General features: G+C 75.3%; 22 protein-coding genes. 5 read left to right on the forward strand and 17 right to left on the reverse strand.

Annotated elements, in window-relative coordinates; translation table 11 throughout:
- Positions 1 to 6: 6 nt before the first annotated feature.
- Positions 7 to 543 (forward strand): hypothetical protein, encoded by a 537-nt coding sequence (locus tag Ae331Ps2_RS20980; RefSeq protein ID WP_075306905.1) that lies wholly within the window; start codon positions 7 to 9, stop codon positions 541 to 543.
- Between the two features lie 107 nt (positions 544 to 650).
- On the opposite strand, the gene Ae331Ps2_RS20985 is transcribed toward Ae331Ps2_RS20980, so the two are convergent.
- The 8 genes from Ae331Ps2_RS20985 to Ae331Ps2_RS21020 form a co-directional block, all read right to left on the reverse strand.
- A complete protein-coding gene (locus Ae331Ps2_RS20985; RefSeq protein WP_075329778.1) occupies positions 651 to 1,313 on the reverse strand; it encodes a GntR family transcriptional regulator in 663 nt (220 codons plus the stop codon).
- Between the two features lie 55 nt (positions 1,314 to 1,368).
- On the reverse strand, positions 1,369 to 2,979 hold the full coding sequence (locus Ae331Ps2_RS20990) for an ABC transporter ATP-binding protein (protein WP_075306901.1): 1,611 nt from the start codon (positions 2,977 to 2,979) through the stop codon (positions 1,369 to 1,371).
- Positions 2,976 to 3,851 carry an ABC transporter permease gene (locus Ae331Ps2_RS32635; RefSeq protein ID WP_075306899.1) on the reverse strand — a complete coding sequence of 292 codons (876 nt, stop codon included), beginning with the start codon at positions 3,849 to 3,851 and terminating at the stop codon, positions 2,976 to 2,978. The genes Ae331Ps2_RS20990 and Ae331Ps2_RS32635 overlap by 4 nt, the downstream gene beginning before the upstream one ends.
- Positions 3,848 to 4,804, reverse strand: coding sequence for an ABC transporter permease (locus Ae331Ps2_RS21000; protein WP_020627889.1), 957 nt, complete (start codon positions 4,802 to 4,804; stop codon positions 3,848 to 3,850). Before Ae331Ps2_RS21000 ends, Ae331Ps2_RS32635 begins: the two co-directional genes overlap by 4 nt.
- On the reverse strand, positions 4,804 to 6,435 hold the full coding sequence (locus tag Ae331Ps2_RS21005) for an ABC transporter substrate-binding protein (RefSeq protein ID WP_075306897.1): 1,632 nt from the start codon (positions 6,433 to 6,435) through the stop codon (positions 4,804 to 4,806). Before Ae331Ps2_RS21005 ends, Ae331Ps2_RS21000 begins: the two co-directional genes overlap by 1 nt.
- A gap of 115 nt (positions 6,436 to 6,550) precedes the next feature.
- Positions 6,551 to 7,201 (reverse strand): LUD domain-containing protein, encoded by a 651-nt coding sequence (locus tag Ae331Ps2_RS21010; RefSeq protein ID WP_020627887.1) that lies wholly within the window; start codon positions 7,199 to 7,201, stop codon positions 6,551 to 6,553.
- Entirely contained in the window at positions 7,198 to 8,781 is a 1,584-nt protein-coding gene (locus tag Ae331Ps2_RS21015; RefSeq protein WP_170917052.1) for a lactate utilization protein B, read from the reverse strand. Before Ae331Ps2_RS21015 ends, Ae331Ps2_RS21010 begins: the two co-directional genes overlap by 4 nt.
- On the reverse strand, positions 8,778 to 9,617 hold the full coding sequence (locus tag Ae331Ps2_RS21020; protein ID WP_020627885.1) for a (Fe-S)-binding protein: 840 nt from the start codon (positions 9,615 to 9,617) through the stop codon (positions 8,778 to 8,780). Before Ae331Ps2_RS21020 ends, Ae331Ps2_RS21015 begins: the two co-directional genes overlap by 4 nt.
- An 86-nt stretch (positions 9,618 to 9,703) precedes the next feature.
- Here Ae331Ps2_RS21020 and Ae331Ps2_RS21025 point away from each other — a divergent pair, with 86 nt between their 5' ends.
- Positions 9,704 to 10,390: a FadR/GntR family transcriptional regulator gene (locus tag Ae331Ps2_RS21025; protein WP_075306895.1), complete on the forward strand. Its 687-nt coding sequence runs from the start codon at positions 9,704 to 9,706 to the stop codon at positions 10,388 to 10,390.
- Between the two features lie 20 nt (positions 10,391 to 10,410).
- Positions 10,411 to 11,067: a maleylpyruvate isomerase family mycothiol-dependent enzyme gene (locus Ae331Ps2_RS21030; protein ID WP_212567643.1), complete on the forward strand. Its 657-nt coding sequence runs from the start codon at positions 10,411 to 10,413 to the stop codon at positions 11,065 to 11,067.
- Positions 11,068 to 11,118: 51 nt separating this feature from the next.
- On the opposite strand, the gene Ae331Ps2_RS21035 is transcribed toward Ae331Ps2_RS21030, so the two are convergent.
- From Ae331Ps2_RS21035 to Ae331Ps2_RS21050, 4 genes are read right to left on the reverse strand one after another with little or no spacing between them, the layout of a single operon-like run.
- Complete coding sequence (locus Ae331Ps2_RS21035) at positions 11,119 to 11,628, reverse strand: gamma carbonic anhydrase family protein (RefSeq protein WP_075306893.1); 510 nt, start codon at positions 11,626 to 11,628, stop codon at positions 11,119 to 11,121.
- Positions 11,629 to 11,632: 4 nt separating this feature from the next.
- Positions 11,633 to 12,148: an O-acetyl-ADP-ribose deacetylase gene (locus Ae331Ps2_RS21040; RefSeq protein ID WP_075306891.1), complete on the reverse strand. Its 516-nt coding sequence runs from the start codon at positions 12,146 to 12,148 to the stop codon at positions 11,633 to 11,635.
- A complete protein-coding gene (locus tag Ae331Ps2_RS21045) occupies positions 12,145 to 12,918 on the reverse strand; it encodes a 5-formyltetrahydrofolate cyclo-ligase (protein ID WP_083695830.1) in 774 nt (257 codons plus the stop codon). Before Ae331Ps2_RS21045 ends, Ae331Ps2_RS21040 begins: the two co-directional genes overlap by 4 nt.
- A gap of 25 nt (positions 12,919 to 12,943) precedes the next feature.
- Positions 12,944 to 13,198 carry a Rho termination factor N-terminal domain-containing protein gene (locus Ae331Ps2_RS21050; protein WP_075306889.1) on the reverse strand — a complete coding sequence of 85 codons (255 nt, stop codon included), beginning with the start codon at positions 13,196 to 13,198 and terminating at the stop codon, positions 12,944 to 12,946.
- An 86-nt stretch (positions 13,199 to 13,284) separates the two neighbouring features.
- On the opposite strand from Ae331Ps2_RS21050, the gene Ae331Ps2_RS21055 reads away from it, so the two are divergent.
- Complete coding sequence (locus Ae331Ps2_RS21055) at positions 13,285 to 14,211, forward strand: GIY-YIG nuclease family protein (protein WP_075306887.1); 927 nt, start codon at positions 13,285 to 13,287, stop codon at positions 14,209 to 14,211.
- Here the strand turns inward: Ae331Ps2_RS21055 and Ae331Ps2_RS21060 are convergent.
- Positions 14,201 to 14,713, reverse strand: coding sequence for an NUDIX domain-containing protein (locus tag Ae331Ps2_RS21060; protein ID WP_075306885.1), 513 nt, complete (start codon positions 14,711 to 14,713; stop codon positions 14,201 to 14,203). The genes Ae331Ps2_RS21055 and Ae331Ps2_RS21060 overlap by 11 nt on opposite strands.
- Positions 14,710 to 15,315, reverse strand: a complete 606-nt coding sequence (locus tag Ae331Ps2_RS21065) for a GNAT family N-acetyltransferase (RefSeq protein ID WP_075306883.1) — start codon at positions 15,313 to 15,315, stop codon at positions 14,710 to 14,712. Before Ae331Ps2_RS21065 ends, Ae331Ps2_RS21060 begins: the two co-directional genes overlap by 4 nt.
- A 164-nt stretch (positions 15,316 to 15,479) precedes the next feature.
- Between Ae331Ps2_RS21065 and Ae331Ps2_RS21070 the strand changes: the two genes are divergently transcribed.
- The gene (locus Ae331Ps2_RS21070; protein WP_233147573.1) at positions 15,480 to 16,418 is read left to right on the forward strand and encodes a DedA family protein; all 939 of its coding nucleotides are present in this window, start codon (positions 15,480 to 15,482) and stop codon (positions 16,416 to 16,418) included.
- Between the two features lie 30 nt (positions 16,419 to 16,448).
- Here the strand turns inward: Ae331Ps2_RS21070 and recD are convergent, their stop codons facing one another.
- The 3 genes from recD to recC are packed head-to-tail and all read right to left on the reverse strand — an operon-like array spanning position 16,449 to position 25,320.
- The gene (gene recD / locus Ae331Ps2_RS21075) at positions 16,449 to 18,470 is read right to left on the reverse strand and encodes an exodeoxyribonuclease V subunit alpha (RefSeq protein ID WP_212567644.1); all 2,022 of its coding nucleotides are present in this window, start codon (positions 18,468 to 18,470) and stop codon (positions 16,449 to 16,451) included.
- Positions 18,467 to 21,946, reverse strand: a complete 3,480-nt coding sequence (locus Ae331Ps2_RS21080; protein WP_212611726.1) for a UvrD-helicase domain-containing protein — start codon at positions 21,944 to 21,946, stop codon at positions 18,467 to 18,469. The genes recD and Ae331Ps2_RS21080 overlap by 4 nt, the downstream gene beginning before the upstream one ends.
- Positions 21,943 to 25,320: an exodeoxyribonuclease V subunit gamma gene (recC, locus tag Ae331Ps2_RS21085; RefSeq protein ID WP_075311928.1), complete on the reverse strand. Its 3,378-nt coding sequence runs from the start codon at positions 25,318 to 25,320 to the stop codon at positions 21,943 to 21,945. The genes Ae331Ps2_RS21080 and recC overlap by 4 nt, the downstream gene beginning before the upstream one ends.
- Between the last annotated feature and the right edge of the window lie 44 nt (positions 25,321 to 25,364).

Raw genomic sequence — 25,364 nt, forward strand, 5'->3', positions numbered from 1 at the left:
CCCGCGATGGCCCGCATCCCGCTGCCCGAGCCCGCCGACATGGACCCCCGTCACCGCGCCCAGTACGAACGGTTCCCCTCGAACCTCACCCGGACCCTGACCCTCATGGACTCCCGGCTGTCCGAGGCCCTGCCGGAGACGGCCAACGCGCTGCGCGCCTCCGCGCTGGCTCCCGCCTGGCGCGAAGGGGTCATCCTGCGCGTCGCCGCCCTCACCGGCAGTGCCTACGAACGGTGGCAGCACCTGGACCAGGCGCGTCAGCACTGGTCGGACGAGCAGATCGCCGTCATCGAGACCACCGCGGGGGCCGACCGGTCGGTGCTGCCCACCGGGTTCGCCCGCCTGCTCGACCTGGTCGACCTGCTCGTCCCCGGCCTCCCGGTCCCCGCCGACGTCCTCGCCGCCGTACGCCGGATCCTCGACGACCGCGACCTGGTCACCGTCATCGTCCTGGTCGGGCACTACCTCACCGTCGCCCGGCTCACCACCGTCCTCGGCGTCGACCTGGACCCTGCCCCGGACACCTGGACCCACGAACACTGACCCTCAGCCCGGCCCGACGGTCCGCGGCAGGTCCGCACGCCGGCCCACGCCGGCGAGGCCGATCGGCACTGTCCGGTGCCGGGGAGGCCGACGGCTCGACGACCCGCTCAGCCCACCCCGCGGTGATGGCGCTCGGCGCGTTCGACGTGTGCCCGGGCCAGGGCCCCCGCCGACGCCGGATCACCCGCCGCGATCGCCGCGAGGATGCCCCGGTGCTCGGCCCACGACCGCGGACCGGCCACGGACACCCCCATCGCGTAGATCCATTCGATCCGGTCGGAGACGTGCCGCAGCAGCGACGGCAGCGACGCCGACCCGCTGTGCTCGGCGATGGCGAGGTGGAAGCGCGTGTTGAGCTCCGGCAGCCGTTCCGTCCGGCCGGACGCCAGCTCGGCCTCGCCCTCGGCGACGAGCAGCCCCAGCAGGTCCACCACCGCGTCCTCGCCCCCGGCCACCCGCGCCGCGCAGCGGGCCGCGGCGATCTCCTCGATGGTGCCGCGCACGGCGAACAGGTCCTCGGCGTCGTCGATCGTGGCGACGGTGGCACCCTGGTTCGGACGGACCTCGACGAAACCCTGGACGGCGAGCGTGCGCAGCGCCTCGCGCACCGGGACGCGCGAGACCCGGTAGCGCTCGCACAGCCGGGCCTCGGTCAGCCGCTCGCCCTGGGCGAGCACCCCGGTCACGATGTCCGCCCGCAGCGCCGCGAGTACCCGCCGCGCCTTGCCGTCGGCCGAGCCGTACCGGTTACCGCCGTCCTGCCCGTCCACCCGGACCCACCTCCTCGCCGCCGGTGCAGTGTGGACGCACGTCCCCGTCCGGTCGTCAGGGGGTGGCGCCGACGTCGCGCCCGGGGATCGCGGCGAGCAGCTCGCGGGTGTAGTCCTGCGCGGGGGTGTCGACCACGCGTGCGGTCGGGCCCTGCTCGACCACGGCGCCCGCGCGCAGCACCACGACGCGGTGGGCGACCTGGCGCACGACCGCGAGATCGTGGGTGATGAACAGCAACGAGACCCCCAGGTCGCGTTGCAGGCCGGTCAGCAGCTCCAGGATCTGCTCCTGCACCAGCACGTCCAGGGCGGAGACGGCCTCGTCGCACACGACGAGCTGCGGCCGGGCGGCCAGCGCCCTGGCGATCGCGACCCGCTGCCGCTGGCCGCCGGACAGCTCGTCCGGGCGACGTGCTGTCACCCCCGACGGCAGGGCCACCTGGTCCAGGAGCTCGGCGACCCGGTCGCGCCGCGACGCGGTGTCCCCGATCCGCAGCACCCGCAAGGGCTCGTCGACGATCCGGGCGACCGTGGACGTGGGGTCCAGCGAGCCGTAGGGGTCCTGGAACACCGGCTGCATGGTGCGGCGCACCATCGCCCGGTCCCGTCGTGACGAGCGGAACGGATCGGTCCCCGCCACGGTCACGGTGCCCGCCGTCGGCCGGTCCAGCCCGAGGACGATCCGCGCGGTCGTCGTCTTGCCCGACCCGGACTCCCCGACGAGGGCGGTGGTGGTGCCGGCGTCGACGGTGAACGACACGTCGTCGACGGCGCGGACCCGTTCACGGGAGCCGCGCACCCGGAACTCGCGGACCAGGCCGGTCACCTCGAGCACCGGTCGCGGCGGCGCGGGTGGCTCGGCGGCGCGGGACCCACCGCCGATCGCGGGTGCCGCGGCGACCAGACGGCGGGTGTAGTCGTCGTCGGGCCGGGTCAGGATGCGCTCGGCCGGCCCGGTCTCGACGACGTGGCCCTCGTGCATGACCACCACCCGGTCGGCGCGCTCGGCGGCCAGCGCGAGGTCGTGGGTGATGAGCAGCATCGCCGTGCCGCGGGCGTCGGTCAGCCCGGCGAGGTGGTCGAGGATCCGCCGCTGCACCGTGACGTCGAGGGCCGAGGTCGGCTCGTCGGCCAGCAGCAGGTCCGGCTCCGCGGCGAGCGCCATCGCGATCAGCACCCGCTGCCGCATGCCTCCCGAGAACTCGTGCGGGTACTGCCGCGCCCGGCGCGCGGGATCCGGGATCCCGGCCTCGGCCATCAGCTCCACGGCCCGGTCCCGCGCCGCCCGGCCGCGCGCCAGCCGGTGGGTCGTCAGGGCCTCGGCGATCTGCGCCCCGACCCGGTGCACCGGGTTCAGGTTGGACATGGGGTCCTGCGGGACGAGACCGATCCGCGCCCCGCGCAGTGCCCGCAGCCGGGCCTCCCCGGCGGTGGTGAGGTCCTCGCCGTCGAAGAGGATCCGCCCGCCGGTCACCCGCCCGGTCCCCGGCAGCAGGCCGAGCGCGGCCGCCGCGGCCGTCGACTTCCCGGACCCGGACCCGCCGACCACGGCGACCTTCTCCCCGCGACCGACCGCGAGGTCGACCCCGTGCAGCACGTCGGTGACGATGCCGCGGGAGTCGGCGTAACCCACCCGCAGACCGCGCAGCTCCAGCAGCGCGCTCACTGTCGTGCCCCCGGGGACAGGGCGTCGCGCAGCGCGTCGCCGACGAGGTTGAACGCCAGGCAGATCAGCAGGATCGCGAGGCCGGGGAACACCGCCGACCACGGAGCCCGGTAGAGGTACTGCTGGGCGTCGGACAGCATGATGCCCAGGCTCGGTTCCGGTGGCTGGATCCCGAGGCCGAGAAACGACAGCAGCGCCTCGCCGATCACCGCCACCGGCATGATCACGGTCGCCTGCACGATCACCGAGGACGCCGCGTTGGGCAGGACGTGGGTCAGCAGGACCCGCGGGCCCGAGGCGTTCATCGTCTTCGCCGCCAGCACGAACTCCCGTTCCCGCAGCCGCAGCGTCTCCGCGCGCACGACGCGGATCATCGTCGGCACCTGTGCCACACCGAGCGCGATCGCCGCGCCGCTCAGGCTCGCGCCGTGGATCGCGGCCAGTCCCACCGCGACGATCAGGAACGGGAACGCCAGGGTCAGGTCGGTCAGCCTCGACACCACGACGTCGGCCGCCCGCCACCATCCGGCGGCGAGCCCCAGCGGCGTGCCCACCAGCACGGCCAGCGCGACGGCGAGCAGTCCCACCTGCAACGACGCCCGGGTGCCGTACAGGATCCGGGACAGCACGTCGCGGCCCAGGTCGTCGGTGCCCAGCGGGAACCCGACGGTGCGCGGCAGCTGGAACGGGGTCTCGAAGTGCACCGCGCCGGGGGAGTGGGGCGCGAGGACCGGGGCGAGCAGCGCGGCCAGCACGACCAGGACGAGCAGCACCCCGCCGACGAGCCCGGAGCGGCTCCGCAGGAACGCGGCGAGCACCCGGCCGCCGGACGGCGCGGTCGGCTGGGGCCCGACGGGTTCGACGGCGGTCATCGCGACCTCCCCTCGACCCGGACCCGCGGGTCCACGACCGAGTAGAGGACGTCGACCGCCAGGTTGATGACGATGTAGGCGAGCGTCACGACGAGCACCACTCCCTGGATCACCGGGTAGTCCCGGGTGAAGACCGAGTCGAGCGTGAGCTTCCCGAAGCCGGGCAGCCCGAAGATCCGCTCGGTGACGACGGCGCCGGACACGAGCCCGCCCAGCTGCAGGCCGACGATCGTCAGGACCACGAGCAGGCTGTTGCGCAGGGCGTGCCGCAGCACCACGGCGCCACGGGACACTCCCTTCGCCCGCGCGGTGCGCACGAAGTCGGCGGTCAGGGTGTCCACCATGGATGCACGGGTCTGGCGCATCACGATGGCGGCGAGCCCCGTCCCGAGGATCAGCGCGGGCAGGGTGAGGTGCCACAGCGCGCGCAGCGGGTCCTCGGTGACGGCGACGTAGCCCGAGGCGGGGAACAGCCCGAGCCCGACCGCGAGGTAGAGGATCGCCAGCAGTCCGAGCCAGAAGTTCGGCACCGACAGCGAGACCAGCGACAGCCCGCTGACGGCCGCGTCCACCCCGCGTCCGCGGTACACCGCGGCCAGCGTCCCGGCGGCCATCCCGGCGACGACGGCGACGACGATCGCGTACAGCGACAGCCACGCCGTGACCGGCAGTGTCGCGGCGATCAGCTCGGTCACCGGCGTCCCGGTCCGGGTCGACTCGCCCAGGTCCCCGGTCAGCGCGCTGCCCAGGAACCGCAGGTACTGCTCGACCAGCGACCCGTCCAGGCCGAGCCGGTCGCGGATCGCGGCGACGGTCTCCGGTGTCGCCTCCTCCCCGGCCAGCGCCAGCGCCGGGTCGCCGGGCAGCGCCCGGACGCCGGCGAACACGACCACCGAGGCCAGCAGCAGGGTGACCAGGCCCTGCCCGGCCCGCACCGCCAGGTAGCGCAGCATCAGCCCACCTCGCCGTCGACGAACGCGGCCCGGCTCAGCCGCACGACGCCGTCGGCGAAGGTCTGCACGCCGACGACGTCCGCGGAGTGCGCCGTGAGGTTCCGCAGGCGGTACAGGTAGATGATCGGGTTGTCGCGCTGCACCCGTTCCACGACCTGTCCGTAGAGGGCCGCCCGGGCGGCCGGGTCGATCGTCGCCGCGGCCCGGCGGATCAGCTCGTCGACGCCTGCGTCGGAGTAGCCGGAGTAGTTGCTGCCCGCCCCGGTGGTGAGGAACGAGGCGATGTTGCCGTGCGGGTCCACCCGGCCCGACCAGCCCAGCTGCAGCAGGTCGAAGTCGCCACGGTCCTGGACGTCGAGCAGCGTGGAGTACTCGACCGGCTCCACGGTGATCGCGAACCCGCCCTGGGCGACCGCGGCCTGCAGCGCCTGGGCCAGCCGCAGCGTGTCCGGGGAGTTGGAGACCTTCATCGTCACCGGGTACGGCACCGGGGCACCGGCACTGGCCAACAGCCTGCGGGACTCCTCCGGGTCGTAGGGCGGGCAGGCGTCGCTCGCCGGGCTCGCGTAGGTGCTCCCCGGCGGGATCGGCGAGCAGGCGGGCTCGTACCAGTTGTTGAACACCGCGTTGACCAGCACGGTCCGGTCCACCGACAGGGCGAGCGCCCGTCGCACGCGCGCGTCGCGCGCCAGTGGGGTGTCGATGCGCCCCGGCGGGTTCCCGGTGCCGGCGGTGTTGCCGATGTTGACCGTCATCGCCTGGTACCCGAGCGAGGGGATCTGCAGGACACGCACGTCGGTCTCGCGGGACAGCGCGTCGACGTCCTGCGGGGAGATCGTGTCGGCCACGTCGACGTCTCCGCTGCGCAGGTTCGCCGCCCGGATGTTGGCGTCGTTCATGATCCGGTAGGTGATCGAGTCCAGGTGGACCTCGTCGGCGGCGTAGTAGAGCGGGTCCCGCACGACGGTGATCGAGGTCTGCGGGATGCGCTCGGCGAAGCGGAACGGTCCGACGCAGACCGGGTCGGAGGAGAACTCGACGCCGGGCCGGGCCAGCGCGGTCGGGGACATGATCATGCCCGCACGGTCGGCCAACGACGCCGTCAGCGGCGCGAACGGTCGCTCGTAGCGGATCCGCACCGTGCGCGGTCCGGTCGCGTCGATGCCCGCGACGGGGCCGAGCTCGGAACGGCGGCTCGAGTCCGGCAGCGTGAGGTGGCGGCGCAGCGTGGTGACGACCGCGGCGGCGTCGAGCGGGGTGCCGTCGGCGAACCGGACCCCGTCCCGCACGGTGATCTCCACCGAGCGGCCGTCGGCGCTGACCGTCGGCAGCGCGGTCGCGAGCTGGAGGAGCACCGTGCCCTCGGCGTCGATGTCGTAGAGCTTCTCGCAGATCGAGCTCATGACGTAGCGCGTGTAGAGCGAGGACGACGTGGTCGGGTCCAGGCGGTCGGGTTCGTTGGACAGCCCCATGACCAGGTCACCGCCGTCGCGGACCGGGGTGCCGGGGGAGACGGCCGCGCCGGGGACCACCGGACGCGGTGGTGCCGGCAGTACCGGCTGCACGGCGATGCAGCCGGTCAGCAGCAGGGCGCCGAGCAGCACCACCGCGAGTCGAACCGTTGTATACATTGCCGGCGACCGTACGGCCGTCCGGACGGCCGCGATAGCCCTTCCGGTGTCACGATCACGTTTCCGGATCCCCACCCCGACGCCGGGCCACCTGGCCGGTGGACCCGACGAGGGGTCAGTCCCCGACGATCACCACGTGCAGTGTCCGCGGCCCGTGCACGCCCTCGACCCGGTCCAGCTCGATGTCGCTGGTCGCGCTCGGTCCACTGATCCAGGTGTGCGGCCGCACCGGGTCCAGCGCCGCCACCGCCTCCGGCACCCCGGCCACGATCTGGTCGGCGCGGATCACGCAGACGTGCAGGTCGGGGACCAGGGTCGCGGCGCGGCGGCCCTGGCCCGGTCCGTGGTCGAGGATGATCGTGCCGGTCTCGGCGACGCCGATGGCGGCCGTCGACAGCACCCCGTCACACCGGTCCAGCTCGGCCACCGCGACGCCCGGCCCGTCGGTGACGACCTCGACGTCGGCGGGAACCAGCCCGGCCGGGAAGCCCGGTGGCACCAGGATCCGCAGCGGACCGGAGCCCGCGAGCGGGGTCCGGCCCGCCAGCGCGCCGGCGACCCGCGCCGCCGCGGTGTCCGGGCCCGCCCGCTCGACGACGGCGCGGTAGTCCGCGACCCGCTCGTCGAACAGGTCCACGACCTGCGCGTGCGACAGTGACCGGTCGGGCACCGGGCGGACCACCTCGACGTCGAGCACCGGCTCGACGTCGGGGACGTCGGACAGGGCCCGCCGGGCCTTCGCCAGGATCGCCTCGCGCGCGCTCATGTCCCGCCCCCGTCCCGGCCGCCGTCGGTGTCGTCGCTCCGGCTCCGATCGCCGTCGGTGTCGATGGTCCGGCTCCGGCCGCCGTCGGTGTTGATGGTCCGGCTCCGACCGCCGTCCGTCCGCTTCCACCACTCCCGGAACGACTCCTCCGCCGGCACCGGGACGTCGCGCGAGTCCGCCCACGGGCTCGCCGGACCGGGGACCGCGCCCAGCACGGTCCGCCCGCCGGGGGTGGTGCGTCCCAGCCGCGCGACCAGCCGACCCCCGAGCCCGGCCGCTTTCTCCGCCGCACCGGTCCGCGTCGCCGAGGACAGCGTCCACGACGCCGCCCGCATCGCGACGTCCTGCACCGAGGGCACCCGGCTCGCCCGCTGGTGCGCGTCGACGACCTCGGCGCGCAGGTGCACCAGCACCTCGGGGATGTCGATGCGGACCGGGCAGACCTCGAAGCACGCCCCGCACAGGCTGGAGGCGTAGGGCAGCGAGTCGGTCTGCGGGTCGCTGCCCACCCCGCGTAGCTGCGGGGTGAGGATCGCGCCGATCGGGCCCGGGTAGACCGAGCCGTAGGCGTGCCCGCCGGTGCGCTCGTAGACCGGGCACACGTTCAGGCAGGCCGAGCAGCGGATGCAGCGCAGCGCCTGCCGCCCGGTCGGGTCGGCGAGCACGTCGGTGCGGCCGTTGTCCAGCAGCACCACGTGCACCTCCTGCGGCCCGTCGCCGGGAGTGACCCCGGTCCAGGTGGAGGTGTAGGGGTTCATCCGCTCGCCGGTCGAGGACCGGGGCAGCAGCGCCAGCATCACGTCCAGGTCCTGGAAGGTGGGCAGGACCTTCTCGATCCCGACCACCGACACCAGCACCTCGGGCAGGGTCAGGCACATCCGGCCGTTGCCCTCGGACTCGACGACGGTGAGCGTCCCGGTCTCGGCGACGGCGAAGTTCGCTCCCGACACCGCCACCTTCGCCCGCAGGAACTTCTCCCGCAGGTGCTCCCGGGCGGCGGCGGCGAGGCGCTTCGGCTCGTCGGTCAGGTCCGCGGGCGCGGCGCGTCCGGCGCGGCCCATCTCGCGCAGGAAGATCTCCCGGATCTCCGCGCGGTTGCGGTGGATCGCCGGGACCAGGATGTGGCTGGGCAGGTCGTCGCCGAGCTGCACGATCAGCTCGGCCAGGTCGGTCTCCCAGGCATGGATGCCCGCGGCCTCCAGCGCCGAGTTGAGGTCGATCTCCTGGGTGGCCATCGACTTGACCTTCACGACCTCGTCGGTGCCGTGGCGCCGCGCGATGTCGACGACGACGGCGTTGGCCTCGGCGGCGTCACGCGCCCAGTGTACGGTGGCCCCGGCCGCGGTGAGTGAGCGTTCCAGCTGCTCCAGGTAGTCGGGCAGGTGCCGCAGCACCCGGTTCTTGATCGCCTCACCGGCCAGCCTCAGCTGCTCCCAGTCGTCGACCTCGCCGACGACGCCGGCCCGCTTGGTGCGGATGACCCCCGTCGCGTGCGCGAGGTTGCGGCGCAGCTGCGAGTCCTCCAGCGCGTGCTTCGCCGCGGTCGGGAACGACGGGGTGCCGAGGAAGGTGCCGCTCACCGGGCCACCCCTCCGGCGCGCAGTTCCGCGGAACGCGCATCGACACGGCTGCCGACGGAGCGCTCGTCGCCCGCCCGGTCGTCCCCGGCGACCACTGGCTCGGTCTGCGCCAGCACCTCGGCCAGGTGCATGACCCGCATCCCCGACCGCTGCCGCGACAGCAGCCCCCCGACGTGCATCAGACAGGAGTTGTCCCCGGCGACGAGCACCTCGGCGCCGGTCGACCGGACGTGGCGGGCCTTGTCATTGCCCATCGCGATCGAGGTCTCGGAGTTCTTCACCGCGAACGTCCCGCCGAACCCGCAGCACTCGGCCGCGCCCGGCAGGTCGAGCAGGGTCAGCCCGCGGACCGCGCGCAGCAGCCGGGTCGGCCGGTCGCCGACCCCGAGCATCCTCAGCGAGTGGCAGGTCGGGTGGTAGGTGACGCGGTGCGGGAAGTAGGCCCCGACGTCGACGACGCCGAGCACGTCGACCAGGTACTCGCTCAGCTCGTAGACCGGCGGTGCCGCCTCCACACCACGGACCAGGCCAGGATCGCCGGAGCGGCGCGCGACGAGGCCGTGCTGGTGGCGCACCGAACCCGCGCAGGAGCCGGACGGTGCGAGGACGGCGTCGTAGCCGGCGAAGGCGTCGAGGTGGTTGCGGACGAGCGGGACGGCCTCGTCGAGGTAGCCGGTGTTGACCATCGGTTGGCCGCAGCAGGTCTGGGCTGCGGGGAAGTCGACGTCGACGCCGAGCCGGCGCAGCAGGGACACGACGGCCCGGCCGGTGTCCGGGAACAGGGCGTCGTTCAGACACGTGACCATGAGGCCGACGCGGGGCGGTGGGATCGGCATGGCGCCTCCGGTGACGTGGTGGGACGGAGGGTGTGGTCCGACCAAGGTAACGGTATGGTCGGACCACACACAAGCAGGAGGACGACGTGCCTGTTCCCGCCGCCTACGAGATGGTGCTCGCCCACGTCGAGGAGCGCCTGACGAGCGGCGAGTGGCGCCCGGGGGACCGGCTCCCGCCGGAGCGCGAGCTCGCCGCGACGCTGGGTGCCTCCCGCCAGGCGGTCCGCGAGGCGCTGCGGGTGCTGCAGGCCCAGGGCGTGATCCGCTCGCAGGTGGGCACCGGCGCCGACTCCGGGACGGTCGTCGTGCCGGCCCCGGCGCGGGCGCTCGGCCGGGTCCTGGCCCTGCACCTGGCGGTGGACTCGTTCCCGGTCGACGACGTCACCGAGGCCCGGGTCATGCTCGAACGGTTCTCCGCCGGGCTCGCCGCGCGCCGGCGTTCGGCGTCGGACCTGCTGGAATGGGCGGCCGCGCTGGACGTCATGGACGCCGATCTCGATCCGGTCGCGTTCAGTGACGCCGACATCGCCTTCCACGTCGCCATCGCCGCGGCCGCCGGGAACCGGCTGGTGGGGGAGCTGACCCGGGCGATCCGGGAGTCGGTGCGCGGGATGTTGCTCGAGGCGATGCAGTCCCAGGGGGACTGGCCCGCACTGCGCGAGCGGCTGCGGGCCGAGCACCGGGAGATCCACGCGGCCCTCGCCGACGGCGACCCGACGCTGGCGGCGGACCGGATCGAGGCGCACATCCGCGCCTTCCACGGCCGGGTCTGACCTGCCCTACGCTCGCGGCGGTGACCACCTCCGACCTGTCCGACGCCGCCGTCGTCGAGATCTCCGCACGCCATCGTCGTGCGTTCGCCGACCTGGTGTCCTCGCTCGACGCGACGCAGCTCGCGGCACCGAGCCTGTGCGCCGGGTGGGACGTGCGGACCGTCGCCGGGCACCTGGTGTCCGCGTTGACCACGACGATCCCGTCGTTCCTGGCCCAGGTGCTGTGGGCACGGGGGAACCTGGACCGGGCGGTCGACCGGGCCGCGCGGCGGGAGGCCACCCGCCCGGTCGAGGAGCTGGTCGCGGTCCTGCGCGAGCGGGCCGACAGCTCCGTCGCCCCGCCGGGCATCGGGACGCGGGGCCCGATGACCGACGCGATCGTGCACACCGGCGACGTCGTGGTCCCGCTCGGGCTGCCGTTCGACCCCGACCCCGCCGACGTGTGCGTCGCGCTCAACTTCGTGGTCGGGAGGGTCCCGCCCGGGTTCACCACGAAGCACCGGGTGGCCGGCCTGCGGTTCGTCGCCGACGACGCCAGGTTCGACGCGGGGCAGGGCGCGCAGGTGCGGGGACGAGCGATCGACGTGCTGCTGGCCGTGTGCGGGCGCCCTGCCGTGCTGGACCGGCTGACCGGGGACGGCGTCGCGACCCTCGCCGGACGCCTGACCCGCCGCTGACCTCGGCTGACTGCCCGTTCCTGGTCCCGGCGGCCGGGTCCGGTCGGTGGGTCAGGTGTTCGCGTCGCGGTGCAGCCCCAGCAGGTGGACGTAGGCGGCGGCCGACAGCGGGATCGAGTCCCGTTCGGCCTCGCCGAGCTCACGACGCACCTTCCCCGGGACCCCGGCGACCAGCGACCCGGGCGGCACGACCGTGCCCTGGGTGAGCACCGCCCCCGCGGCGATCAGCGACCCGGCGCCGACGTGCACCCCGTTCATGAGCACCGCGCCCATGCCGATCAGCACGTCGTCGGCCACCGTGCAGCCGTGCACGACCGCGCGGTGGCCGATGGTGACGCCGTCGCCGATGGTCGTGGGGAAGCCGGGGTCGGCGTGCAGGACCGAGCCGTCCTGGACGTTCGTGCGGGCGCCGAGGGTGATCGGGGCGAGGTCGGCCCGGACCACGCAGGTGTACCAGATCCCGGTCTCCGCGCCGACGCTCACCTCGCCGGCCAGCACGGCGCCGGGCGCCACCCAGGCCTGCTCGTGGACCTGCGGGGTGTGGCCGTTCACGGTGATCATGGGGTCAGCCTAGGGCGGTCTCGAAGGCGGCGAGGACGTCGTCGCTGAACAGGACGAACCGGACCTCGGCCACCGCGGTGCCCGCGTCGGCGACCTCCCGGACAGTGGCGACGGCGATCCGGGCGGCGTCGTCGAGCGGCCACCCGTAGACCCCGGCCGAGACGGCGGGGAACGCGACCGTCCGGGCGCCGAGCTCGTCGGCGACCCGCAGCGACTCGCGGTAGGCGCTCGCCAGCAGCGCCGACCGGTCCTCGCGCTTCGCGTACACCGGGCCGACGGTGTGGATCACCCAGCGGGCGGGCAGGTTCCCGGCGGTCGTCGCGACGGCCTGGCCGGTGGGGAGCCCGTCGGGGAGCTCCGTGGCGCGCAGCCGCTCGCACTCGGCCAGGATCGCGGGCCCGCCGCGACGGTGGATGGCGCCGTCGACCCCGCCCCCACCGCGGAGGCCGGAGTTGGCGGCGTTGACGACGGCGTCGACGCGGGCCTCGGTGATGTCCCCGCGCTCGCAGACGATCCTCATGCGCGTGCCTCCTCGCGCAGCCGTCCCAGCAGCGGAATGGCCGCGATCTTGTCCTCGGTCAGGGAGCTCCACACGATGCCGCCCTCGGGGCGCCGGCGCCGGTGCTGCCGGCAGTCGACGACGCGGTCCGGGGTGACGACGAGGTCGACCGGCGCGTCGTGGTCGGCCCACGGGACCACCCCGGCGTCGCGGAGCTGGAGCTCGTGCACGGTGGTGACGACGAGGGTGTCGTCGGAGATCAGCCCGGCCGCGCGGGCCAGCGCGAACTCGAGGTCGGCGAACCCGCCGCCCTTGCCCAGCCGCGCTCCGTCCGCGCCGACCGCCACACAGCCGGTGACCACGATGTCCACCGGCTCCAGCTCGTCGACGGCGACGCGGCGGGCCGACCGGGTGGCATTCTTGATCGACACGGCCCGGCGCGGCGGGTCGGCCAGGTGGTCGGGGTCGAGGAGGAAGAAGGGGTCGTCCTCGGCCAGCCTGGGGACGGCCATGTAGACGGTCTTGCCGTCCTCCAGCGCGTACTGCCGCACCGGGAGCTGTGCGGAGTCCGGGTTGGACTTCACGGTGCGCGCGGCACGCCAGACGTCCAGCTCGCGCAGCCGCCGGGCCGCGGCCTCCGCACCGACGAAGTTCGAGATCCGGTTCCGCGCACCCGGGAACCGGGAAACCTTCTGCTCGGTCAGCGCGGTCCAGACCTCCTCGCGCAGCTCCGCCTTGCGGGCGAGGGTCTCGGGGTCGCCCCCGGCGTCGTGGTCGTGGCGGCGGCTCATGCCCGCGACACTGCCAGGCCGCCGGTCAGTGCTTCCGCAGGGCCTCGATCAGCTCGTCCTTGGTCATGTCCGAGCGGCCCTCGATGCCGACCTTCTGCGCCTGGGCGTAGAGCTCGTCGCGGGTCTGGTTCTCGTAGTCGCCGTGCTCGCCGCCGCGCCGCCCGACGGTGTCGCGCCCCTGCGCCGCCGCGGCGTTCGCGATCCGTGCGGACTTCTCCTTGGAGTTGCCCTCCTCGCGGAGGCGCTCGTACATCTCCTCGTCCTTGATGCTGTTCGCCATGCACCAGGGGTACCCGACGCCGCCGTCGTCAACCCGTCCGCGGGACGCACCGGCGTGGCTGCCGGGACTTCTGCTAGGAGTGACGCATGAGCCAGGGCAAGTCCGTCCGCATGTTCCTCGCCGACGGCACCCCGGGAGGTCTCCTGACGGCGGAGATCATGAACTGGACGGGGCACGTCCTGGCAGCTCCGAGATCGGAACTCGCGGCGCTGCTGGTGCGTCCGGAGATCGGCCGCACCGGCGTCTACCTGCTGCTCGGCGACGACCCGGACTCACCGGGAGGCACCCTGGTCTACATCGGGGAGACCGACGACGTCGGTGAGCGTCTCAAACGGCACGCCCAGCCGCAGGAGAAGAACGGGAAGGACTTCTGGTCGCGGGCGGTGCTGCTCACGAGCAAGGACATGAACCTCACGAAGGCTCATGTGCGCTACCTGGAGAGCCGACTGATCGAGATCGCCCTCGATGCCAAGCGAGCCAAGCTCGTGAACGGGACGCAGCCTGCCTCGACGGCGATGCTGCCCGAGGCCGACGCCTCCGACATGGAGCAGTTCATCGAGCAGGTGCGCATCGTGCTCCCGGTGCTCGGGATCAACGTCTTCCGATCCCTTCGTCCGGTGCCGGCCCGGTCGACCGATCGTTCCGACGTCAGGACCGATCTCCCGAACGCGCCGCTGTTCCAGCTGCGTACCAAGAAGGACGGCGTGGTGGCGTCTGCGCGCGAGGTGGACGGCGAGTTCACAGTGCTGGCGGGTTCCCGGGCCCGCGCGCAGTGGGGTCCGACCCGCCACGGCTACCAGCAGCTGCACGGTCAGCTCGTCGACGACGGAACGCTGCCGCTGGCAGCCGGCGGCGAATGGCGAGAGTTCGCGCACGACACCGTCTTCGCGAGCCCCAGTGCGGCTGCAGCGGTGGTCCTCGGGCGTCCTGCCAACGGTCGCCAGGACTGGCGTGCCTCCGACTCAGGGATCACCTACGGCGACTGGCAGACCATCGGGGTCGTCACGGAGTAGACCGTGGTCGATCGGTGACGACCCCGAGCAGCTCCGCCAACCTGTCCAGCAGCGGCACCTGCCCCTTCACGATCTTCTCCCTGGCGGTCGCGAGGTCGAACCACGCGGCGCGGTCCAGCTCCGGGAAGCGCAGGGTGCGCCCGGAGCGGGGCGGCCACTCCATCTCGACCCAGCTGCCGTCGTCGGGACGGTCGGCGACGGCGGCGGCGCCGGTGAAGCCGGACCCGTCCAGCGCGAAGGCCGTGACGGTCTTGCGGGACTGGCGGACCGTGCCGAGCGGGACCGGGTCGCCGTCGGGTGGCGGGGCACCGATCTCCTCTGTGAACTCGCGGCGGGCCGCGTCGAGCGGGCTCTCGTCGGGACCGTGCTCGCCCTTGGGCAGTGACCAGGCGTGGTCGTCCTTGCGGGCCCAGAACGGTCCGCCCATGTGGCCGAGCAGTACCTGCGGGCCGTCCGGGCCGGTCCGGTGCAGCAGGAGGCCGGCGCTGGTCACAGGAGTCATCCGGGCATCATCCCGGACGGCCGGGCGGGCCGGTCGAGCCGGAGCACGTGGGACAGCGGGGGGTCGGCCGGGTTGTCGGGGGGCAGCTCCCCGGTCGCGATCCGGCGGAACCCGGCCTTCTCCAGCGCTCGCCACGACGTCCGGTTGCCCGCGGCGACCGGGACGACCACCGCCGTCGCGTCCGGGTAGCGCTCCCAGCCCTCGGTCACGGCCGCGGCGATGATCCGCGGGCCCAGCCCGCGTCCGGTCAGCTCCACCGGGCCGATGAGGTAGTCGATCTCGAGCGCGCCCGGCGGGAGGTCGATCAACCCACGGACCTGTGCGACGTCGTCGGGGTGGTCGGCCCAGCAGGCGCGTTGGACCAGCCCGACCGGGACACCGCCGAGCTCGGCGACGAGGTCCTCGCCCGGTTCCTCCCCGCGCAGCCCCGCCCCGAAGTCGCGTTCGAGGGCCTCGTCGGTGGTCTCGTGGAACCACCACCGGTGCACGTGCGGCGCGGCCAGCCAGCGTTGCAGCAGGGGCAGGTCGGCGCGCACCAGCGGACGCAGGGTGACGGGTGCGTCGAGGAGAGGCCCGTCGGTCGGTGTGGCGGACGGCGGCACAGGGCGGGAGCGTAGCCGCGCCGCGGGAGGTCGCCGAGCGGTTTCCTCCTCCGCCCGGACGAGGACGGGGCGGTGGGCATGTCGTCCTCCCTGCGGATTCGGACAGGACCCCGTCCGGCCTAGGGTCCTGTGCCGAGGGAACGCCATCGGACGAGGGGACGACGATGACGAACGACCACACCGGGCGGGCCGCGCACGGGGGCGGGCCGGTCACCGACGGCGGCACCGACGGCACGGACCGCACGGACGGCACCGGCGGCACCGCCGGCACTGCCGGCACGGACGGCGTGGCGACCGCGGTGCCGGGCGCGCACGCCGGGGAGCGGCTCGCGCCCCCCGCGGACGGAGCGGCCCCCAGCGGGGACGGCGAGGCCCCCGCACGGACACGGTGGTGGCGACGCGACTACAGCCCGGAGGAGATCGAGGCGGGCAAGCAGGCCTGGCGCGACGCGATGCCGTGGGACCACCCGATGTCGCGCGGCGACAAGGTGCTCGTCTTCTCCACCCTCGGCCTGCTCGTATTCATGCTGGCGACGATGCCGCTGCGGCCGTTCCTGCTGGCGTCGCACCCGGTGTGGCTCGCCGCGGTCACCGGCAGCCTCTCCGCGGTCGGCGCGGGCGCGGCGTTCGCCCGGATCGGTGAGGCGGACCTGTGGGCCGTGATCGCCGCCGGCGTGTTCGGGATGATCAAGTTCGACTGGTTGTTCTGGCTGGCCGGGCGCCGGTGGGGCGAGAAGATCGTCGCGTTGTGGGCGCCCGGTGACCTCGCGAAGCGGTTCGTCGGCCGGATCCGCAGCTGGCCGCGCTGGGCGATGCCGATCGCCGTCGTCGCGTCCGCGCTGCCCGGCATCCCCGCCGCGGCGGTGTTCGCCGTCGCCGGCCTGGGGAAGATGCGGCTCTGGACCTTTCTGCTGTTCGACGCGATCGGTGCCGCACTGATCACCGGACTCGTCGCCGGGCTCGGGTTCGGGCTCGGGCAGCACGCCGTCGACGTGGTGCTCGCCATCGACAAGTACGCACTGTGGATCAGCCTGGCACTGGTGGTGCTCGTCTCGGTGCAGGCGGGCCGCAAGCAGAAGCAGCAGGCCCCGCCGGCCGCGTGAGCCGTGCCCGCGCCGGCGTGACCCGGGACCTCAGGTCCCGAGCCGCTGCTGCAGGCCGCTCGCACGCCCGGCCGGGCGGCCGATCGCGGCGCGCACCGCCTCCTCGGTGCCGATGATCCGCACGGCCTCCTTCGCCCGGGTGACGGCGGTGTAGAGCAGCTCACGGGTCATCAGCGGCGAGTCCGCGGGCGGCAGCACGACGGTGATCCGCCGGAACTGGCTGCCCTGGCTGCGGTGCACCGTCATCGCGTGGACGGTGCTGACACCACCGAGCCGGGCCGGCTCGAACGCGACCGAGGAGTTGTCCCGGGCGAACACCGCGCGGCGCCCGGACCCGGTCCGGACCACGACCCCGGTGTCGCCGTTGAACAGCCCGAGGTCGTAGTCGTTCGTGGTGACCAGCAACGGACGCCCCGGGTACCAGGGGGCCTCGGTGGCGAATCCGGGACGCTCGGTCTCGATCCACCGCTCGATCTCCGCGGTCCAGCGGGCCACCCCGTGCGGGCCGCGGCGGTGCGCGCAGAGGACGCGGTGGTCGTCGAGCACCCGCAGCACCCGTGCGGAGTCCCCGGCATCGGCCGCCCCGATCACGTCCACCGCGGCCCGGACCACGTCCTGGCGGAAGGTGTCCAGCCGGGACGGCTCGATCTCGGCCGCGTCGCCGTCGACGAAGGACAGGTCGGCGGCGCCGCGACGCAGCAGGGCGACGGCGGTGTCGGCGTCGTCGTCCTGCACGGCGGCCGCGAAGTCCGCGATCGTGCCACCGAAGCGCCAGTTGCGCTCCAGCCGCACCACCCCGTTGCGCACCGCGACGGGTGGTCCGGGCTCGGCGGGCGCCGGGGTGCCCGCGGTACCGGATGCCGGGACGGGCCGGTCCACGCGGAACGCGCCGCAGGCGGCCAGTGCGTCCTGCAGCGCGGGCTCGGCCCGGCCGCCCGCGGCGGCGAGGTCGCCGAGCACCGCGCCGGCCTCCACCGACGCGAGCTGGTCCGGGTCCCCGACCAGCACCAGCCGGGCGTCGGGGCGGACGGCCTCCAGCAGCCGCGCCATCATCGTCAGCGACACCATCGACGTCTCGTCGACGACCACGACGTCGTGCGGCAGCCGGTTGCCGCGGTGGTGGCGGAACCGGCCCGAGGTGCCCCGCGAGCCCAGCAGCCGGTGCAGCGTCGACGCGGTCGCCCCCGCGACGGCGGCCCGGTCGGTCTCCGGCAGCCGCCCGTGGGCCTCGGCGACGGACTGGGTCAGCCGGGCCGCGGCCTTCCCGGTCGGCGCGGCGAGCGCCACCCGCAGAGCCGGCGCCCCCGGCGGGGCGGTCGCGCGGTGCAGGTCGTGCAGGACGGCGAGCAGCGCCGCGACCGTCGTCGTCTTGCCCGTGCCGGGGCCACCGGCGATCACGGCGACCGGTCGCAGCGCGGCGACCGCGGCGGCGAGGCGCTGCCGTTCGGCGCCGGGGTCGCCGAGCAGGCGGTCCAGCGCCGCGCACAGCCGGTCGGGGTCGACGGCCGCCACCGGTCCGGCGCGCGCGGTGAACTCGCGCCGGACCAGCTCCTCCTCCTGCCAGTAGCGCTCCAGGTAGAGCAGGTCCCCGAGCAGGCGCAGCGGCCGTCCGGCCGGACCGTCCTCGCCGACGGCGACCAGCGGGCTCGCCGCGCACGCTGCGCGCCACACCGCGGGCTCCGGCCAGGGCAGCCCGGAGACGTCGACGGCGACCTCGCCCTCGCCGGCGGTCGTGTCCGCGGCGCTCGCCAGGTCCACGCACACCGAGCCGTTGCGGATCGCGCGGACGGCGAGCGCGGCGGCCAGCACCACGGGTTCGGGTTCGGCGGTGGCCGGATCGGCGGCGGCGGTCGGGTCGCCGCGCCCGCCGAGGGCGGCGAGCCGCCGGGCGACGTGGATGTCTCCCGGTGCGAGGATCTCGGCCTCGTTGAACGCGGCGAGCACCCCCGTCGCGGTGCGGGCGGCCCGCGGGCCGAACGGGTCCCGTTCGGGGGCCGGTGGCACCGTCGGTGCTGCCGTCGCTGCCGGGGTGGAGTGTGCGGTCGTCGTCACGGGGTGCCTCCGTCCAGCAGGTCCGACAGCTCCTCGACCAGGGCGGCGGGTGGCCGCCAGGCGAAGACCCCGCAGGGCGCGGCCAGCGGCCCGGACCCGGTGACCGGGGTGTCCGGCCCGCACATGCCACGCAGGAACAGGTAGCCGACCCCGCCGAGGTGGGTGTCCGGGTCGTAGCCGGGCAGCCGCCACCGCAGGTAGCGGTGCAGTGCGACGGCGTACAGCAGCGCCTGCAGCGGGTAGTGCGCGTCGGCCATCGCCGTGGCCAGCCGGTCGGCGGTGTAGTGCGCCGCGGTCAGCGGGTCGCGGCCGGACGGGCCGGTCGGGCCCAGCCAGTTCGTCTTGTAGTCCACGACGAGGTACCGCTGCCCGGCCCCGTCGCGGATCCGCAGCACCGAGTCGATGCTGCCGGTCAGGTAGCCGCGCAGCGGCTGCCCGGCGAGGTCGGGGGAGTCGAGCAGGTCGGCGTAGCCGTGCAGTGGGTCGTCGGGCCCGAGATGCCTGCGTACCGCGGCGGCCAGCCCGGACAGGGTGAGCCGCCCGGTCGGGGTGTCACCGCCGCACAACGGCAGCTCGAAGTCCAGCTCGGACAGCCGGTCGCCCGGGGCGATGTCGGCCAGCGCGAGCCCGGACGCGATCGGCCCGAGCGGGGTCCGCAGCACCGGGACGAGCGCGTCGGCGAGCTCGTCGGGATCGAGGTCGGCCGGCTGGTGGCGCAGCTCCTCGGTGACGTGCGCGACGACCTCGGCGCGCAGCGCGGTGTCGCCCCCGGCCGCGGTGGTGGTGTCGAGGTGCTCCAGCACGGCGTGCACCAGGGTGCCGAACCCGGTGCCCGAGGGCAGGTCGGCCATGGGGGAGGGGAACGTGGCCGGATCGGCGGCGCCCGTTGCGATGCCCCCGCCGGCACCGGGGAGCGGAGCCGCGTCGGGCTCGTCGACGATGCCCTCGTCCTCGGGCTCGGTCAGCACCCCGGGTGCGGTCGCGACCGGCTCCGGCTCGGCGTCGACGGCCGGGTGCGGGTGGTGCGCGGCGTGCGCCGCCGCGGTCAGCGCGGTGTAGGAGGTGCGCCGCCACGCGGTGTCCAGGGTGCGGGCGAACGTCGCGACGGCCGGCTCGGCGTCCGGCGGGACCGGTGTGCGCTCGACGGGGTCGCGGTCGCTCACGGTCTCCACCGACGCGCCGGCCGGGGCGAGCCGTTCCCGCAGGAACGCCAGCGCGTTCGCGTCCCCGGGGACCTTCGCGGTCGGCTCCGGATCCGTGCCGGGCCCGGCGTGCCCGAACAGCACCCGGTGCAGCGACGACGCCGCCGTCGTGGCCCCGGGGACCCACCAGGCGACGACCTGGCTGCAGGCGCGGGTGAGTGCCACGTACAGCAGGCGGAGGTCCTCGCCGGCCTCCTCGGCCTGGTGCAGCGCGGTGCGCCGGGTGCGGTCCGGGCCGGTGGACCCGCCGACGTCGAGCAGCCGCCGCGGACCGTCGGAGCCGGGCGGGGTGTCGTGGTAGAGCAGCGTCTCGGGCCGGTCGTCGACCCAGCGGTCCCACGCGAAGGGCAGGTACACCACCGGGAACTCGAGCCCCTTCGACCGGTGCACCGTCACGATCTGGACGGCGTCGGCGTCGGACTCCAACCGCCGGCTCCGCTCGGCCGAGGTGTCGCGGGCGGCCTCGCCGATCCGGTGCCGCAGCCACTCGGTGAGGGCCGTCGGGCCCAGGTGTCGTTCCAGCGCCGCGGAGTGCAGCACCTGGCCGACGTGGCGCACGTCGGTGAGGTCGCGCTCGCCGTCGGGGCTGCGCAGCAGGCGTTCGGCGGGGGCGTAGCGGGCGAACACCGCCTCCTGCAGCGCCGCGACCCCGCGCTCGGCGAGGACCTGGTGCCAGGCCCGCAGGTCCGCGCCGAGCTGGTCGACCAGTCCCTCGGCGTCGGGCCCGCACAGGTCGGCGACGGTGTGCCCGACGAACCGGGTCAGCGCGGCGGCGCGCAGCCGCATCGAGCGTTGCGGCTGCTCGACGGCCTCCAGCAGCGTCAGCCACTCCGCGGCGACCGGCGTGGTGAACACGCTGCTGGTGCCGGTGAGCACGGCGGGCACCCCGGCCTCGGCGCAGGCGTCCCGCACCAGCAGGCCCTGGGCGTTGGTCCGTACCAGCACCGCGACCTGGCCGGGGCGCAGCTGGTCCCCCGCGAAGCGGGCGGTGCCGTCGAGCAGCTGCGACAGGTCGACGGCGACGTCGCGGGCCACGACCGCGCGGGCGCCCTTGGCCCGGGCCAGGCCGCGCCCGGTCAGGTCGAGCCGGTCCCGGTCGACCAGCCGCAGCCGCAGCGGGGCGTCGTGCCGGGCGGTCAGCCGCCGCCCGGTGTGGTGGGCCCGGACCGGGTGGACGACGATCCCGGGGTCGCCGAGGGTGGCCTCGCCGAACACCCCGTCCAGCGCGGTGAGCAGCGCGGCGTCGCTGCGGCGGTTCGTCGACAGGGTGCGCTTCGTCGCCGCCGCGTCGGCGGCCCGCAGGTAGCTGTGCACGTCGGCGCCGCGGAAGGCGTAGATCGCCTGCTTCGGGTCGCCGATCAGCACCAGGGTGGTCCCCGGGGCGGAGTGGAAGGCCAGGGAGAGGATCTCCCACTGCAGCGGGTCGGTGTCCTGGAACTCGTCGACGAGCACCACCGAGAACCGCGACCGGAGCCGTTCCCGGGCGGCGGGGCCGCGGACCGGGTCGCGCAGCGCCGTCGCGAGGCGGGTGAGCATGTCGTCGTAGCTGTAGATGCGGGCGCGCCGCTTGCGGGCGTCGACCTCGCGGCGCACCGCGGAGGCGAAGCCGTAGCGGGTGGCGGCCGGGGTGGTCGGGTCGGCGTCGCGGGGCTCCAGCTCGGCCTGCGGGTCGCCGACGGCGCGGCGGGCCAGCGCGAGCGCCGCGGCCCGGTCGAACGCCGGGCGGCCCGCGTTCGGTGCGGCGTACTTGCGCACGTAGAAGTCGTCGACGACCTCGGTGACGACGTCGTCGACGTGGTCGACGAACTCCGCGTCCGGGTCGTTGTCCCCGGCCACGCCCAGCCCCGCCAGCATCTGCATGCAGAACTGGTGGGTGGTGGCGATCGTGGCCGCGTCGAACGCCGCCGAGGCCACGGCCAGCCGGGCCCGGCGCCGCTCCAGCTCGGCCGGGTCGGTGGCGGCCAGGTGCGCGACGACCGGGTCGGCGTCGGGAGTCGGCGGGGTGGCGCCGGCGAGCACCGCGGCCAGCGCACGCTCGGTGCCCACCAGCCGCTCCCGGACCCGCTCGCGCAGCTCCTGGGTGGCGTCGCGGCCGAAGGTGACCAGCATCAGCCGGTCCAGGTCGGCGACGCCCTCGGCGACGTAGCGGGTCGCGAGCGCGGCGATCGTGTAGGTCTTGCCCGTCCCCGCGCTCGCCTCCAGCACGACGGTGCCGGTCGGCAGCGGGCCGTCGACGTCGAAGGTCGGTGCCGACAGCAGGCTCGTGGTGCTCACGGCGCGTCCTGCCTCTCGTGGTCGAGCAGCGGTACCCACAACCGGACGGCGAGCTCCCCGAACCGGGTGGGCTCACCGCCGGAGCCGGGCTCGGGACGGACGACCAGTGGGCCGCCCGCACCGCCCCGGACGAAGACGTGCGGGGCCTCGGCGTGCTCGAAGCGCGACCACTCGCTCTCCGCCGCGGCGAACGCGTTGGCGGGCACCACGCCGCGGGCGCGGTTGCGGGCGTAGACGGCGGCGGCGTCGGTCGGCAGCGGCAGCGGCGCCCGCAGCCCCTCGCGGCGCAGCGCGACCAGGTCGGCCAGGGTGCGACGGGCCAGGCCGGGGTCGACCGGGCCGAGCACCGAGCGGGCGGCGCCGCCGGGTCCGCGGCCGACGGTCACCGCCGTCCAGGACCGGCCGGGGTGTGCGGCGGTGAGCGCGAGCAGCTGCACCCAGGCCCGCAGCCGGTGCTTGGCCTTGAGCCGCGAGTACTCGACACGCACCACGACGTCGCCGTGCAGGCCCGGCACCGTCCCGGCGACGGCGCGGCCGTCCTCGGGGGTGCCGGTGAGCTGCGCGACGAGGTCCTGCGAGCCCGCCTCGCCGGTCGCGACCGACGCGGCGACGGCGACCAGCGGCTCGACCTGCCCGCCGACCTCGGTGAGGACCCGGTGGCCGATCCCTCCGGGTGGGAGGTCCCCGCGCAGCGTCTCGGCCCGCGCCACGGCCTGCGGTGCGGCCCCGGCGAGCCGGTCGGTCAGCAGCCGGTCACCGATCTTCCAGGTGGCCAGCCCGTCGAGCTCGACCGGCAGCGCGTCGTCGGGCTCGACGTTCTCCTCCGGCGGCAGCACGCGCACCCGCTGGCGCAGGAACGCCCGCACCGGGTGCTCGACGAACGCGACCAGCTCGTCGAGCTCGACCACCCCGTCCGGCGGGTCCTCCGGCGGGGGCAGCGGGTCCGCGCCGAACAGCGGGTTCACGGTGCGCGGCCCGGCCGCGGCCTCGGCGCCGCGCAGCGCGGCCCGGTCGAAGCTGAACGGCCCGTCGGCCAGCAGCGCGCCGGGGGTGAAGTTGCGCCGGTCGAAGGGCTGCAGCGGGTGCCGGGCCCGCAGCGCCCGTGAGGCGGGGGTGCCGGAGGTGGTCCGCACGCAGGCGTCGATCGCGTCGCACAGCTCCCCGACCGGTACCGACGGCGGTCGGTCGGCCCCGGTGCGCTCGTCGGCGCCGGAGGACACCACGACCAGGTGCCGGGTGGCCGAGCAGATCGCGTCGAGCAGCAGCTGGCGGTCCTCCCCGCGCGGGTCGCGCTCGCCGACGACGGGGTCCCGGGCCAGCACGTCGTCCCCGTCGGGGGCGCCGGCGCGGGGGAACACCCCGTCGTCGCAGCCCAGCAGGCACACCACCTTGTGCGGGACGGCCCGCATCGGGACCAGCGTCGCGACGGTCAGCGTGCCGGTCCGGAAGTTCGCCCGGCTGGGCCGACCGCGCAGCCGCTCGGCGAGCAGACCGCGCACGTCGGGCAGGTCGAGGTCGACGGTGGCGGCCTGCGGCCCCGCGGACGCGACGACGTCGGCCAGCTCCGCGCGCGCCTGCCCGGCCTGCCAGGCGTCGGTCGGGGTGGTGTCGGTCAGCGCCGACAGCCCCTCGACCAGCGCGTCCACCCACGCCGACAGCGGCTGCGGCCCGCGCAGCGCACCGAGCACGGTCGCGAGCCGGTCGACGAACTCGGCGAGCCGCCCGACCAGGTCCACGTCGGAGGAGTCGACCTCGTCCAGCGGCAGCGCGGTGCCCAGCCAGGCCGGGGCGCCCGGTGTCTCGGCCATCGCGACGCCGACGAGCATCCGGTCCAGACCGGCCCGCCAGGTGTTCTGCCCGATCCCCTCGAGCCGGTAGGGCCGGCGGTGCGCGGCGTCGAGCCCCCACCGCACCCCGGCCGCGGTGACCAGCTCGGACAGCCGCTCCAGCGCGTCGTCGTCGAAGCGGAAGCGGCGCCGCACCGGGGCGGAGGCGACCAGGTCGAGCACCTGGGAGGCACTGACCCGGGACCCGGCGAGCTCCAGCAGCGACGACACGGTGCCCAGCAGCGGGTTCGCCTGGCGCAGCGCCCGGTCGGCCAGGCGCACCCGCAGCCGGTGCCCGGGGTGCAGCTCCTCGCGGGACGGGCCCGCGCCGTCCGGGGTGTCCGCGTCCGGGGCGAGACCGAAGGAGGCGGTGATCAGCGGCGCGAACACCTCGATGTCCGGGCACATGACGATGATGTCGCGCGGCTCCAGGTCCGGGTCCGCGGCGAGCAGCCCGAGCAGCACCTCGCGCAGCACCTCCACCTGCCGGTCCGGGCCGTGGCAGGAGTGCAGCGCGACGCTGCGGTCGGCCGGGTCGAGCAGCGGACGGTCCGCGGGGGCGGGCGGCACGGCGTCGTCGCGCAGCGCGGCCTGCAGGCGGCGCAGCAGCGTCGGCGGGCCGGCGTCGGCGGGGGCCGGGTGGTGGGTGTCGGCCACCGTGGGCCCGGCCGGGGGCAGCCGCAGCGCCAGCTCCCGGGTGTCGCGGCCGAGCGAGTGCAGCAGCGGGTGACGGACCGCCTCGGCGCTGGTGTCGGTGGCACGCGACGGCACCCCCGGCGAACGCCCGGCGCGCACCGCCTCCCACATCACCGGCGACGGGTGCGGCAGCCACAGGTGGACCTCCCGGTGCGCCGCGAGGGACTCCAGGACGGCCAGGTGCTCGGCGGCCAGCCGGGTCGGGCCGAACAACGACAGCCGCGGCCCCACCTCCGGTCCCGGGTCGGCGCCCCCGCGCAGCAGGGCCACCGCCTCGTCGAGCCGCTCGGCGGGACCGGGGACCCCGAGCGCCGTGCGCAGGCGCCGCCACAGCTCGGGCTGCCACCGCAGGTCGGCGGGCACCGCGTCCTCCCCGGCGCGCCAGCGGCGCAGCAGCTCGGGGCGGTGGGTGGCGTAGGAGCCGAACAGCCCGGCCAGTGTGCGGGCGAGCGCGTAGCGGCGGCCGTGCCCACCACGCTCCAGGTGTGCGGCCAGGGCGGTGAACCGGTCGTCCCCGGACGTGGCGACGGCGTCGTCGATCAGCTCCAGCAGCGTCCACACCGACCGGCCGGGCGACCACGGGTCGGTCGCCGGGTCCGTGCCGGTGACGTGCGCGACGACCCCGCCGAGCAGCGCGGCCGGGGCCGGGAACCGGACGTTCGCGCAGACCCCGCCGCTGCCCGGCCCCGCACCGAGCCGGTGTGCCAGCCGCTGGGCCAGCCAGCGCTCCACCCCGCGCTCGGGGACCGCGACGGTCTCGGCCGCGAACGGGTCACCCGAGCCGACCGCCAGCACGTCGGCGAGCGCCTCCACGAGGGTGTCGGCGCGTTCGGCCCGATGGATCTCCAGCACGGACCGCACGGTAGCGGCGACCCCCGACAGGGACGGCCGGACCC

This window comes from Pseudonocardia sp. Ae331_Ps2 (genome assembly GCF_001932405.1).
In the GTDB taxonomy this organism is placed as follows: Bacteria; Actinomycetota; Actinomycetes; order Mycobacteriales; family Pseudonocardiaceae; genus Pseudonocardia.

Excerpts from the sequence above, each read along its gene's own strand:
- Ae331Ps2_RS20980 (WP_075306905.1), top strand. The coding sequence starts at position 7 with ATGGCCCGCATCCCGCTGCCCGAGCCCGCCGACATGGACCCCCGTCAC.
- Ae331Ps2_RS32635 (WP_075306899.1), bottom strand. The coding sequence starts at position 3,851 with ATGACCGCCGTCGAACCCGTCGGGCCCCAGCCGACCGCGCCGTCCGGC.
- Ae331Ps2_RS21000 (WP_020627889.1), bottom strand. The coding sequence starts at position 4,804 with ATGCTGCGCTACCTGGCGGTGCGGGCCGGGCAGGGCCTGGTCACCCTG.
- Ae331Ps2_RS21005 (WP_075306897.1), bottom strand. The coding sequence starts at position 6,435 with ATGTATACAACGGTTCGACTCGCGGTGGTGCTGCTCGGCGCCCTGCTG.
- Ae331Ps2_RS21010 (WP_020627887.1), bottom strand. The coding sequence starts at position 7,201 with ATGAGCGCGCGCGAGGCGATCCTGGCGAAGGCCCGGCGGGCCCTGTCC.
- Ae331Ps2_RS21020 (WP_020627885.1), bottom strand. The coding sequence starts at position 9,617 with ATGCCGATCCCACCGCCCCGCGTCGGCCTCATGGTCACGTGTCTGAAC.
- Ae331Ps2_RS21035 (WP_075306893.1), bottom strand. The coding sequence starts at position 11,628 with ATGATCACCGTGAACGGCCACACCCCGCAGGTCCACGAGCAGGCCTGG.
- Ae331Ps2_RS21040 (WP_075306891.1), bottom strand. The coding sequence starts at position 12,148 with ATGAGGATCGTCTGCGAGCGCGGGGACATCACCGAGGCCCGCGTCGAC.
- Ae331Ps2_RS21045 (WP_083695830.1), bottom strand. The coding sequence starts at position 12,918 with ATGAGCCGCCGCCACGACCACGACGCCGGGGGCGACCCCGAGACCCTC.
- Ae331Ps2_RS21050 (WP_075306889.1), bottom strand. The coding sequence starts at position 13,198 with ATGGCGAACAGCATCAAGGACGAGGAGATGTACGAGCGCCTCCGCGAG.
- Ae331Ps2_RS21055 (WP_075306887.1), top strand. The coding sequence starts at position 13,285 with ATGAGCCAGGGCAAGTCCGTCCGCATGTTCCTCGCCGACGGCACCCCG.
- Ae331Ps2_RS21060 (WP_075306885.1), bottom strand. The coding sequence starts at position 14,713 with ATGACTCCTGTGACCAGCGCCGGCCTCCTGCTGCACCGGACCGGCCCG.
- Ae331Ps2_RS21070 (WP_233147573.1), top strand. The coding sequence starts at position 15,480 with ATGACGAACGACCACACCGGGCGGGCCGCGCACGGGGGCGGGCCGGTC.